A 12,342-nucleotide genomic window follows, 5' to 3' on the forward strand; every position below is an offset into this window, starting at 1 on the left:
GTATCGGTCGGGTGGTTCGCCGACGCAGGTGCGGGTGTCGCCGGATCTGGTGGCGCCGGGGTCGTTGCCGCCGGTGGGGCCGGGCACGGACATGACCGCGGTCACCACGTTGGTGCAGGCGCCGGAAGTGACGCCGCAGACGTCGGCGCCGCCGCAGCGGCAGTATGCGCCGACGCAGGTGATGATCACGCTTCCCGGTCTGCCGCCGATCCCGTGCGGGATCTTCTGCCCGCCTCCGCCGCCGGTGAATCCCTGTGTCGCGCAACCGGTTCCCGCTCCGATGCCGCAACCGGGACAGCCCGGCGCGGGGCGCATCCCCTTGGCGCCGGGGCAACGGTACGGCGCGGCCCCCGGGCAGCTCCCCGGCCCGGACGTGAACAGTGCCGAGGCCGAAGGCATTCCGCAAGCTGCCGGTGCCGAAGCTGTCGACTGCACGCAACCCGGAGCGGACACCGCCACCGGCCCCGCGCCTGACGCTCCGCGGCGGGACGGCGCACCACGCAACCCCGAACCTGCCATCACCACACCGCCCGCGCCGGAACCCGAGCCCGAACTGGTGCCCGCCGGAGAGCCGACACCCACGCCGCAGCCCGGGATCACCCTGCCCTTCGGCATCGTCATCCCACTGCCCGGGCCGCCCCCGCCGCCTCCGGCGGGCTGACCCAGAGCCCGACACACCGCCTGCTCGCATCGCCTGCCGCTATGCCGCCTGCGGGGTGTCACGGCGGTAGTTCTGAGGATGAACGGCGGCATCGGCCGCAGACCCATTGCGCTCGGCTTGTCCGCCGGAGGGATGCGCGAAATCCGATCCGAGTGTGGGCGAAGTCGCCGGGCGACTGAAGGAGTTCTTCGAACATTGCGTCCGGCTGGGCCGGATCATGGTTCGCCCGGCGGCGGGAGCCTACTTCGGTAAGAGATCGCACGCACTCGAAGGCGGCCGCAAGCGCGAGAGTGCACGACGCTGCCGCAAAGGCGTATCCGGACTGCGTCAACCAACGTATTGTGGTCGGTAGCTATCGCGTGGCATCTACCAGCGGCGCCCAAGAGACCCAGCGGTCTTCGAGGACGCCATTTCGTGCGGTGGGCGCTCGGCGAACGGGTGGTCCGGTGCACCGACCGGCGCCGATCGCCGGCGGCCGCGGTGACGAACCTTTACCGAGACCGGTCGAGCAGAGGTGATCTCATGAGGGCCACAGTCGGAATATCAGCGGAGCAGGCGGTGGTGCGCGGTGTGATGGTCTCGTCGACGGCGCGACGAGGCACTCGCCCGGCCGTGCTGCGCGAGATCGAACAGCCGGTCGAGCACTCCACCGCCGCCTCGGTGGCCGCCACGCTGGACGCGTTGACGTCCGCCGCGGGATCGCGCACCGAAATCGATGACGTCGCGGTCGCGTACCGCACCGTTGCCGAACGGCGGGCAATCGTCTCGCAACTTTCGTCGGCCACGTGGCGATCGTCGTCGCTGGTGTCGACCAAGACGGCGCTGCTCGCGCTGCTCGAGGAGATGCCGGGCCTGGGCGAGTACGACACGTTGCTGGTATCGGAGGTCGTCGGATACCACACGTCGTATCTCGTGGCCGGGCCGAATCGGGGCGAGATCCTGGTTTCCGGCACATGGTCGTCCGGTGTCGTCGACGCCGAGAGCGCGGATTCGGCGGTCGATCGGATCCGGCCCGCCCTGGAGGCGGCCGCGCTGCGGCCCGACGCCGTTGTGCTGTGCGGCGCGTCGGCGGGAGATCCGGACGTGGTCTCCGCGCTGCGGACCGGGCTCGACGCCCCGGTCATCGTGGTGCCCGACCATGCCAACGCCGCCGCTTACGGTGCGGCCTTGGTCGCCGCAGCTCCGTTCCGGCGCGCGGCGGAACCGGCAGTGGCCGATCGCAGGCATGGCGGCCGCGTGATCCTCGCCGGGGCCGCCGTCGCCGCACTGCTGGGCGGAGCCGCGATCGCGGTCGCGCAGGCGCGGGAGGACCGTCCGGCCGACGCCGAGATCGGCGGCCCCGCGGAGGCGTCCCTCACCGCCCCCCAGCCCGTCGACCCGAATCCAGCGCTCGCGACCCCGACGCCGGCGGCGGAGCGGGCGCCCGTGTCCATCGTTCCGGAGGCGGCGGTCACCCCGGAGCCGTATCCTGAGCCGCCGGCGCCGCATCCCGCGAACGCGCAGGCTCAACTGCCCCTGCCGGTGCCCCCTGGCCCCGAACCGCCGCCGGCCGAGCAGCAACCGCCGCCGCACCCGCGCACCACGACGGAATACCCCGAACCGACGACCGCCGCCGCCCCGAACGACACCTTCCTGTTCCCGGGCGAGTCGCCGCCGCCACCCTGGAACGCCGACCCGGCAGCGGTTCAGGCCTGGTGGGACAACCACGCGAAGCTGAAGGAGAGCTGGCTGAACGGCCGCTGACCCCGATCGGTGTGCCGCCGCCGTGATCGGCGGGGCGGCGGTACCTGCGGCCGGTCGATAAGCTGGCCGGGTGAGCGCACCAACGGTGGGATCGGTGGCGATCGTCGACGACCTGGAGGCCGTGACGACCCGAGGCCCTGAAGACGATCCCGCGGCGACCGGGATCGGCCGCGCCGGCGTGGAGGCGCTGTGGGCGTCGGTGCAGGCGTGGTACCGCTTGGGCACGACTCCGGCGATCCAGGTCTGCCTGCGCCGCGAGGGCAGGATCGTCCTGAATCGCGCCATCGGGCACGGCTGGGGCAACGCGCCGGGCGACGGGCCGGACGCGGTCAAGATCCCGGCTACCCCGGACACGCCGTTCTGCGGCTTCTCGACCGCGAAGGGCGTTGCCGGAGCGCTGATGTTCATGCTCGTCGAGCAGGGGGCGTTCACCCTCGACGAGCCGGTGTCCGGCTACATCCCCGAGTTCGCGTCGAACGGTAAGGCCGCCATCACGATCGGTGACGTACTTTCGCACTCCGCCGGGATCCCCTTCGTCACACCGCCGTATCAAGGCGTCGATCTGGTGCTCGACGAGGAACTGGCCGTGCGTGGGCTGGCCGACCTGGTCCCGAGTTGGAAGCCGGGACGGTTCCGCGTGTACCACGCGCTGACCATCGGGTTGATCCTGCGGCTGCTGGTGCAGCGCGCCACCGGCAAGCGGATGCGGGACCATCTCACCGAGCAGGTGCTCGAGCCGTTCGATTTCCGCTGGACCAATTTCGGTGTGCGACTCGAGGACGTCGGCAAAGTCGTGCCGAGCGTGAAAACCGGTCCGGCTCCGTCGCGCACGGCGACCTTTCTGGCGAGCAAGGCCATCGGCGGACGAATGGACCGGGCGTCGCGCTCGGCGACCGACGCCTTCCTCACCGCCGAATTGCCGTCGGGCAATCTGATCACCACCGCGTCGGAGTTGTCGCGGTTCTACGAGATCCTCACGCGCGGCGCACCGGACGGACGGCGCATCATCAGGCCGGAGACCTTGGCCGAGGCGGTGCGCCCGGCTCGCTGGATACCCGGTGTCGCCGGACGTGTCAGCCGGGCGGGGTTCGAACTCGGCGGGCGCAGGTCGAAATTCGGCCGCGACACCGGGTCGCACTTCGGGCGCAGCGGATTGACCACCCAGTACGGGTGGGCCGATCCGGCTCGTGGGCTGTCCGGGGCGATCCTCACCAGCGGCAAGGCCACCACCGACACCGAGCGGCCGTGGCAGCTGGTCGCTCAGATCTCCGCCACTGTGCCTGCCGACCGGTAGCCAAGCACCGGGCGCCCATCCGCGCCGATCGCCTCCACCAGTGAGAAGCCTTAGCCATCCGAACGATTTAGTCTGTTAACTCGCTTGTTGCCAACCCGTCGGGTTGTGCTAGCGCTAGCGGAACAGACTGACCCGTCGGCTCTTTGGCGGTGAAAGCGTTGGTGTTGATGAGGATTGACCTTGACGTGGCGGTGAGCGCACCCCGGCACGAGATGTTCCCCGACGAACGCGGGCGGTTCGGCGTGTTCGGCGGCAGATTCGTCCCCGAGGGCCTGATGGCCGCGCTGCTGGATCTGGAGGACGCCTATCGCCTCGCGCGAGACGACCCCGGGTCCGTGGCCGAGTATCGAGAACTGTTGCGGGACCGGGTCGGTCGGCCCACGCTGCTGCATCAGGTACGGCGCTTCGGAGAGTTGCTGGGTGTGCCGGGCGCCCGCGTGTATCTCAAGCGCGAGGACATGGCCCACACGGGCGCCCACAAGATCAACAACGCCATCGGGCAGGCGTTGCTGGCCCGGCGGATGGGCAAGAAGCGGATCGTCGCCGAGACCGGCGCGGGGCAGCACGGCGTCGCGGTGGCGACGGTGTCGGCGATGCTCGGATTGACCTGTGTGGTCTACATGGGAACCGAGGACATGCGCCGCCAGGCGTCGAACGTGATGCGGATGCGGCTACTCGGCGCCGAGGTGCGGCCGGTCGATATCGGCTCGCGCAGACTGAAGGAGGCGATCAGCGAGTCGGTCCGCGACTGGGTGTCCACCGTGGACACCACCCACTACCTGTTCGGCACCGCGGCTGGGCCCGCGCCGTACCCGCGGATCGTGCGGGATTTCCAAACGGTGATCGGCACGGAGACCAGGAATCAGATCGCGCGCGTCGAGGGCAGGCTGCCCGATTACGTCCTGGCCTGTGTCGGCGGCGGCAGCAATGCGATCGGGGTCTTCCATCCGTTCGCCGACGATCCGCAGGTGCGGCTGATCGGCGTCGAAGCGGCCGGACGGGGGTGGACACCGGCGAGCACGCGGCAACCCTCTGTATGGGCAGCCCGGGTGAGATCGACGGCTCCTACAGCTATCTGCTGCAGGACGAGGACGGCCAGATCGCGCGGACGCACAGCATCGCGGCGGGACTGGACTATCCGGGTGTCGGTCCCGAGCTGAGCCATTTGAAGGACAGCGGCCGGGTGACCTATCGGGCCGCCACCGACGCGGTGGCGCTGCGCGGCATGCAGGCACTCAGCCATACCGAAGGAATCCTCGCGGCATTGGAATCCGCCCACGCCGTGGGCTACCTGATGGAGATGGCCGACCGCGGTGAGATTCCCGCGGGCTCGCTGATCGTGCTGTGCCTGTCCGGCCGCGGGGACAAGGATCTCACCGTGGCCGCCGAGCGGCTCGGTGTGGCATGACCGCTGCTATGGTCGAAAGCGCCCATGGCGCCGGAGAGGGACCGCGCGCTACACCCGCGCACGAGGACGAGCCCTCTTGAAGTTTGTGCCCCGCCTGATCTTGTTCCTGGCGATTCCCGCTGTCTTGTTCCTGCTGCCCTGGTGGACGCTGGTTGCGGCGACCACCGAGGAATCCGGCCCGCTGTTCTGGCTGGGTTCGGCACTGTTCCTGCTCGGGTTCGCGTGCCTGCCCGCGGCGATGTATCTCGGCCACGGGCCCGTGCAGTCGGACGCGGCCTCGATCGTCGGCGACACCTTGCTTGGCGTCATGTGGGTGCTGTTCAGTTGGTCGGTGCTGGGCAATCTGGCGCGCGCGGGATTGACCGTCGCGGGCGTGGACGACCCGGCTCGCTCGCGGATCGTCGCGGCGGGCGTGCTCGCGGCCGCGACGGTGCTGGTGGTGTGGGGTGTGATCGAGGCGCGCCGGGTGCCGCGGGTACGCACGGTGGATGTCGCGATTCCAGGTCTCGGCTCCGCGCTGGACGGACTGCGCGTGGTCGTCGTGACCGACACCCATTACGCCGCGCTGAACCGGCTGCGCTGGTCGGAACGCGTGGTCGAGGTGGTCAACGCGCAACGGCCCGACATCGCCTGCCACGCGGGCGACCTCGCGGACGGATCGGTGGCGAAGCGGCACGCGCAGGTCGATCCGCTCGGCAAGGTCGAGGCCGAACTCGGCCGGTTCTACATCACCGGCAATCACGAGTATTTCGGTGACGCGCAGGGCTGGATCGAGCACATGGCCGCACTCGGCTGGCAGCCGTTGCACAATCAGCACGAGGTCGTGCGCCGCGGCGACGACCGGCTGGTGATCGCGGGCATCGACGACCCAACCGGCATCGGCTTGACCGGTCACGGCCCCGACCTGCCCGCCGCGCTCGCAGGGGCGGACCCGGACGTTCCGGTCGTCTTGCTCGCCCACCAGCCCAGGCAGGTCGCGGAGGCCGCGGCCGCGGGAGTGGCGTTGCAGATCTCCGGCCACACCCACGGCGGCCAGATCTGGCCGTTCCACTATCTGGTTCGCCTCGAGCAGCCCGTCGTGGCCGGGCTGAGCCGCCACAGCGAGCGCACTCAGCTCTATACCAGCCGGGGCACCGGATTCTGGGGTCCGCAGCTGCGGGTGTTCGCCCCGAGCGAGATCACCGTGCTGATCCTGCGTGCGGAGTCGGCGACCGGGTGAACCCCGGGGCGCCGGTCAGCGCGGGCCGGGCTCGGCGTCGGCGCGGCTGACGGCATCGGGTGCCGACGGCGGCGCAGGGGAATCGCCGGAACTCCACGCCTCGGTGACACCCGGAATGCCGTCCTGAACGATGTAACTGGCGCGGGTACGGATCGGCGCGCCGGGATAGCGGACATAGGGCACGACACGAAAGTCGTTGCGCCACAACTGGTGATCGAGTTCCACCCGGACGTACCCACGCTGGGCGTTGAAGAACTTGACGTCCGGATTCGCCGCGAGCAGACCGCGTCCCTTGTCGCTCAGGTCCACTCCGTCGCCGTTGCTGGTGATCGAGGTACCGGTGAATTCCGCCGCCACAACCGGTGATCCGGGATCGGAGTAGTCGCGCCGCAGGTCGGCGGCCTGGTTCTCGTGCCGGTCGCCGGTGATCACCACCAGGTTTCCGGCGCCGCGCGCCGCGGCGGCGCCCAGCACCGCGTTGCGGTCGGCGACGTATCCGTCCCACGCGTCGGTGGAGACGCCGACCCGTGGACCGGGGTCGGAGTCGTTCTGGCTCATGCCCACCTGGTTACCGAGGACCTGCCAGCGAGCCGGGGAGTGGGTCAGACCGTCGATCAGCCAATCGCGTTGTGCCGCACCGAGGATCGTGCGGTCGGGAGAGAAGCGCTCGGCGCAGTCGCTGACCACGGCGCCGCCGCAGGCCTGCGGGGTGCGGTACTGGCGCGTATCGAGCATGGTGATCTCCGCGAGGTCGCCGAACCGGAAACGGCGATGCAGCCGGATGCCCGCCGCGGACGGTAACTGCGCCAGGCGCAGCGGCTGGTGCTCGTACATGGCCTGGAAGGCGGCGGCGCGGCGCCTGCGGAACAGGGCGGGCACCCGCCAGATGTCGAGGCCGATGCCGGGCGCGTCACCGGCCCAGTTGTTGTCGACCTCGTGGTCGTCCATGGTGACCAGCCACGGGAACGCGGCGTGGGCGGCGCGCAGCGGTTGCTCGGATTTGTAGAGCGCGTAGCGCAGCCGATAGCCGGGCAGGTCGACGGCTTCGTCGCGAAAGTGGGGACCCATCGTGACACCCGCCCGCCCACGCAGCCAGGCCCGCTCGTAGATGTAGTCGCCCAGATGCACGACCAGATCCAGGTCTTCCCGGCTCATGTGCTCGTAGGCGGTGTAGTAGCCGGAACTCCAGGACTGGCAGGAGGCGAAAGCGAAGCGCAGCCGCGCCAGGGCCTGGCCGGGCGCCGGGGCGGTGCGGGTCCGTCCTACCGGCGACACGGCCGACCCCGCCCGGAACCGGTAGAAATACCAGCGATCCGGGGTCAGCCCGTGCACCTCCGGATGCACGCTGTGGCCGAGCGCGCGAGTGGCCACCGCCGATCCACGTGCCACCACGCGGCGGAAGTACTCGTCGTCGGCGACCTCGTAGTCGACCGTGACCGGGTGCAGCGGCATGCCGCCGAGGCCGTCGGGCGCCAGCGGGTCGGGGGCCAGCCGCGTCCACAGCACCACACCGTCGGGGGCGGGATCGCCGGACGCGACGCCGAGCGAGAACGGATCGCCGAGCCGGCGCGGGGCCGGAAAACGGGCACTACCCGCCGCTGCGGTGCCCGCCAGGACCGCGGCAGACCCCGCGGCGCCGAACCGGAACAGTTCCCGACGTGAGAGGGCCATACATCAGCGTAAAGCCGCGTACGGCGACGGGAAGGCGTCGCGCGAGCGGGTGCGGCGTCAGAGCAGGCCGCCGCGGCGAGCGTGATGCAGCGCGTCGACGCGGGAATTGGTGCCCAGCTTGCCGTAGATGCCGCGCAGGTGGGTCTTCACGGTGTTGACCGAGACCCCGAGGTCCTCGGCGATCTGCTGGGCGGTGCGACCGGAGGGCAACTGCTTGAGCACGGTCATCTCGGTGTGGGTCAAGGCGGGGTAGGCAGGCCTGCGCCGCGCCGCGGGATGACGGCGGATCGACTCCGCGAAGCTCTCCGCCCGGCCGAGACGGCCCGCGTAGCCGTCCAACAAGGGCATCGCGGCGGGCACGTCGAGGAACGGCCGCAGCAGCCGGTGCGGCGTCGCGGAACCCAGCGCGTTCTCCAGCGCGGCGAGGGCTTTGGCCGGAGCGCGGGACTCGTGCTGTGCCGCGGAGTAGAGCAGCCACCCGGTGACCGCGCTGACCGGACGCAGCTCGCCCGCGCGGTCCAGCAGTGGTTCGAGCACCGCGCAGGTCGCCTTGCGACGATCGGCCGCGGCGTGCAGTGCCGCATCGGCCAACCGCACCTCGGGCAGTTCGCCGACGATACCGCGGGCGCGTTCGACCAGCAGTTGCGCCGTCCTGGCATCGTGCACGCGCAGCAGCGCCCACACCACCGGCAGGATCAGGCTGCCGGTCGCCGCGGGCACCGCCTTGTGCTCGAGCAGGACGAGCAGGCTGCGGCGCAGCGCGTCGACCGCGGCCGACTGCTCCTCGGCTCGCTCGAGTTCGAGCAGGCGGCCCACGACGTGCGCGCGCCATCCCGCGACCGGACCGTGGGATCCGTCGTGGTCGACCCGCTCGGTGAGCACCGAGGCGATCTGCGCCGCGCCCGGCGTCTCGCCTTGCAGGTAGGCGCCGTAAGCGGCCACGGCGGTCGCCTGGACGGCGTCGGTGGTCTCCAGCAGCCCGTGTTCCTCCGCGATCGCCAGCGCGCGCGCCGCGCGGTCCCGCATCGCGGTGGCGGCGTCGACGGCGTCGGCGGCGAACGCCAGCCGGGTCAGCGCACGCAGCACCAGGCGAGGGCGCCCCGCGTGCTCGGCCAGCGCGAGCCCGGAGTGCAGCAACTGTTCTCCACGCGTGACCGCGCCGCCCGCGACGAAGGCGGTGGCGATCTGGATCTCGGTGTACGCGTCGAGATCGGGATCGCCGGTCGGCGCGACGTCCTCCGGAGACTCGGGCAGCACCGCCCCGGTGGTCGCCGCGACGTCGATGGTCGCGGCGAGGGTGAGCGCGTCCAGCCGCTGCGCGTCGGCGAAGGAGGCCTTGGCCGCGCGCCGCGCCGCCGCGGTGTCCAGGCACGCCACCGCGGCGGCCGCGCTGCCCGCGACGAGAGCGTCGACGACGCGCACCAGCCAGAGAAAGGGGTCGTCGAGCAACGCCGGCGCCGAACGGGCCAGATGATCGAACAGCGTCCGGCCCGTGCCGTCGAGAACCATGCGCAGCGCGCACGCCGACAAGAATTCGCACAGTTGCTCGTGGTCCGCGCTCGCGAGCTGATGCGGCAGCGCGGTCTCGGGCAGCCCCGCGGTCCGCAACCAGCGGGCCGACCGGCGATGCAGTTCCGCGCACACGTGCGGCCCGAGGCGGCGAGCTTCGGCGAGGAAATAGGCGCGCACCAGCGGATGACAGGAGAACCAGACGTCGCCGTCGCGCACGACCGAGTCGATCGGGAAGCCGATCAGGTCGAGTTCGTGCAGCGAGTGCCCCGCACCGCCGCCCACGAGTTCGTCGGCGAGCTGCTCGGTGAACGCGACGGGAATGCTGGTGCAGGTGAGGAACCGGCGCAGCGTGGGCGGCAGTACCTCGACGAGTTCCCCGAGCAGGAAATCGGTGACCGCGCGCGCCGGGCGGGCGAGAACGGCGAGCGCCGCGGCGCGGTCGTCGGATCCGGCGGCCAGATGGATGGCGGCGATGCGCACGAGCGCGGCCCAGCCCCGGGTCAGGGCGCCGAGCGCATCGAGCTCGGCGCCGGTGAGTTCGCACCCGTGGTGGCGGCACAGCGCGTCGATCTCGTCCGCGGTGAAGGCGAGTTCGCCCGCGCCCCAGCGGGTCAGCCGCGCGTGCAGTTCCAGGACGTGCCAGCGGATCGGCGGAGCCGAGCGGGCGCACAGCATCGTCGTGACGGTGGGCGGCGCATGGTGCAGGAAATATTCGATACCCGCGAGCAGGAGCGGATCGGTGAGCAGATGAGCGTCGTCGAGCACGAGGATCGTCGGCGTCGTGCGCGCGGCCAGTGTCTCGACGAGCGCCGCGGCGTACGCGGCAGGGGGACAGGCGTCGGTCGTGGTCGCGATCTCGAACCGCTCGTGCAGCACCGTCCACAGCGACGCCGCGTCGTCGAGCTGCTCGGTGACGGTCAGCCAGGCGACATCGGATCCGCCCGCGGCGTGCCGGGCGGCCCAGTCGGCCGCCAGCACCGACTTCCCGGTCCCGGCGGGTGCGCGCAGCAGTAGTACGTGCCCGGTGCCGGACATGCTGTCGGCGGCGGCGTACAGATCGGGCCGGGGAATCGGAGTGAACGGCAACGCCGGTATTTCGGCAGCGGACCGCGCCGCGGCGGGGATGCGGCGTAGAGCGGGGACGTGCGATGTGGTCACCGTGCCTCCCGGGCCGTGTGCTGGCAGATCACTACCGCGCCTCGGTAGCGGAACATACCCGGTGCGAAGTCCGCTCGATCAGATCGTGTGTCGTCGTTATGGAACTTTCATTTCGCGCGAACGCGAAATATCGGAGTCATCCGAAACGGGTGAAGTGCTGGACGGGGCGACTGGTGGAGATTCGGAAGGCGTCCATTACTTCCCGAGAAAGGGGGCGACCGATGACGCACATGACCGAACCGGAGGCACACCCCGTTCGCCGTGGCATCGCGGCGGGCACGTCCATCGCGGCCGCGATCCTGCTGCTCACCGTCGGTGTGCTGTCGATCTTCGAGGGGATCTCCGCCGTCGCCGAGGACGAACTCATCGTCGTCGGCGCCGACTACGTCTACAAGTTCGACACTACGACGTGGGGCTGGATCCACATCGTGCTCGGCATCCTCCTGGTCATCGCGGCGCTGGGCTTGATGACCGGCGCGACTTGGGCGCGGGTGGTGGCGATCTGCCTGGCCGCGCTGTCGATCATCGCGAACTTCCTGTGGCTGCCGTACTACCCGGCGTGGTCGATCCTGGTGATCGCGCTGAACATCGTCGTGATCTGGGCGGTCGCCACCTGGCGTCCGGAAGCCGTCTGACCGGGCGAACATTGTGGCATGTCACTACTCCGGCGTGCGGGAATCGTGGTCCGCCGGTGTGGGTGGGACGGGGGTGGCGGCGATACCGGCTCGGCGGGCAGCGTTGCGGAGAGCAAACTCCGGCGATCGCCCGGTGAAGTCGGGGTTTCCGCTGCCCCCATAGGTGAGGTTGTGGTATCCACCTTCGAGACCGCACTACGAATTCGAAGGGACGCCAATGCCCAGCAAGCCCCCGCTCGTTCTCCTGCACGGTGTCACGATGTCCGAACGGGTGTGGGATGACGTCACACCCTTGCTCGCCGCGCGGCACGAGGTGATCACGCCGACCGCGGTCGGGCATCGGGGCGGACCGCAGGCCCTGCGGCGTCCGGCCCGGGTCGAGCACTTGGTGGACGACATCGAACGGCGGCTGGACGGGCTCGGACTGCGCCGGGTACACGTCGCGGGTAATTCGCTGGGCGGCTGGATGGCCATCGAATTGGCCCGGCGCGGGCGAGCCGAGACCGTCTGCGCGCTCTCGCCAGCGGGCTTCTGGGAAGCGGGGGGCCGAAGCCGTTCGGCCGCGACCCGCCGCATCGCCCGCGAGGTGAGCACCGGGCGGCTGCTCGGCTTCCTCGCCCCGGTGGGCCTGCGCAGCGCGGTGGTGCGGCGAACGGCGTTGCGCAACATCGCCGTCCACGGTGATCGCGCCTGCGCGGCGCAGGCCATGACGTTCCTCCGGGACCTGCTCGGCTGCACCGTCACCGCCGATCTGCTCGGCACCGACGAACAGATCGCCGCGCTGGACCCGTTGCCGTGCCCGATCAGGGTGGCCTGGTCGGAGCACGATCGTGTGCTGCCCGCGCAGATCCACTTACCGATCGCGCGGGCGCGGCTGCCCGAGGCCGCGTTCTCGGTTCTGCCGGACACCGGTCACGTTCCGATGATCGACGACCCCGAGCTGGTCGCACAGACGATCCTGACCACCACGAGCATGACCGCCGCCGAGGCATCCTAGGGCTGCCCTGATTCGCGCGGCCGCGGCTCACGCTCCATGGGAAC

At 70.7% G+C, this 12,342-nt stretch carries 9 protein-coding genes and 1 pseudogene; 8 read left to right on the top strand and 2 right to left on the bottom strand.

Annotated elements, in window-relative coordinates; all coding sequences use genetic code 11:
- The 6 genes and pseudogenes from ACIA5H_RS25525 to ACIA5H_RS25550 form a co-directional block, all read left to right on the top strand.
- Positions 1-661: pseudogene (locus ACIA5H_RS25525) on the top strand (lytic transglycosylase); the annotation flags it as partial.
- Between the two features lie 522 nt (positions 662-1,183).
- The gene (locus ACIA5H_RS25530; RefSeq protein ID WP_379256379.1) at positions 1,184-2,404 is read left to right on the top strand and encodes a hypothetical protein; all 1,221 of its coding nucleotides are present in this window, start codon (positions 1,184-1,186) and stop codon (positions 2,402-2,404) included.
- Between the two features lie 70 nt (positions 2,405-2,474).
- On the top strand, positions 2,475-3,698 hold the full coding sequence (locus ACIA5H_RS25535; RefSeq protein WP_397077763.1) for a serine hydrolase: 1,224 nt from the start codon (positions 2,475-2,477) through the stop codon (positions 3,696-3,698).
- Positions 3,699-3,865: 167 nt separating this feature from the next.
- On the top strand, positions 3,866-4,858 hold the full coding sequence (locus ACIA5H_RS25540) for a tryptophan synthase subunit beta (protein ID WP_397077765.1): 993 nt from the start codon (positions 3,866-3,868) through the stop codon (positions 4,856-4,858).
- A gap of 23 nt (positions 4,859-4,881) precedes the next feature.
- The gene (locus ACIA5H_RS25545; protein ID WP_397077767.1) at positions 4,882-5,106 is read left to right on the top strand and encodes a hypothetical protein; all 225 of its coding nucleotides are present in this window, start codon (positions 4,882-4,884) and stop codon (positions 5,104-5,106) included.
- Between the two features lie 76 nt (positions 5,107-5,182).
- Positions 5,183-6,325, top strand: coding sequence for a metallophosphoesterase (locus tag ACIA5H_RS25550; RefSeq protein WP_397077769.1), 1,143 nt, complete (start codon positions 5,183-5,185; stop codon positions 6,323-6,325).
- A gap of 15 nt (positions 6,326-6,340) precedes the next feature.
- Here ACIA5H_RS25550 and ACIA5H_RS25555 read toward each other — a convergent pair whose 3' ends face one another.
- Positions 6,341-7,996, bottom strand: coding sequence for an alkaline phosphatase D family protein (locus tag ACIA5H_RS25555; RefSeq protein ID WP_397077771.1), 1,656 nt, complete (start codon positions 7,994-7,996; stop codon positions 6,341-6,343).
- Between the two features lie 57 nt (positions 7,997-8,053).
- Positions 8,054-10,666 (bottom strand): LuxR C-terminal-related transcriptional regulator, encoded by a 2,613-nt coding sequence (locus ACIA5H_RS25560; protein WP_397077773.1) that lies wholly within the window; start codon positions 10,664-10,666, stop codon positions 8,054-8,056.
- 221 nt (positions 10,667-10,887) lie between these two features.
- Between ACIA5H_RS25560 and ACIA5H_RS25565 the strand changes: the two genes are divergently transcribed.
- Together ACIA5H_RS25565 and ACIA5H_RS25570 are read left to right on the top strand one after the other, a co-directional pair.
- Positions 10,888-11,301, top strand: a complete 414-nt coding sequence (locus tag ACIA5H_RS25565; protein WP_355080529.1) for a hypothetical protein — start codon at positions 10,888-10,890, stop codon at positions 11,299-11,301.
- Between the two features lie 217 nt (positions 11,302-11,518).
- Positions 11,519-12,298 carry an alpha/beta fold hydrolase gene (locus ACIA5H_RS25570; RefSeq protein ID WP_379255815.1) on the top strand — a complete coding sequence of 260 codons (780 nt, stop codon included), beginning with the start codon at positions 11,519-11,521 and terminating at the stop codon, positions 12,296-12,298.
- Positions 12,299-12,342: the final 44 nt, after the last annotated feature.

Origin of the sequence: Nocardia sp. NPDC051900 (assembly GCF_044452545.1) — a bacterium.
Classification (GTDB): Bacteria; Actinomycetota; Actinomycetes; order Mycobacteriales; family Mycobacteriaceae; genus Nocardia; species Nocardia sichangensis.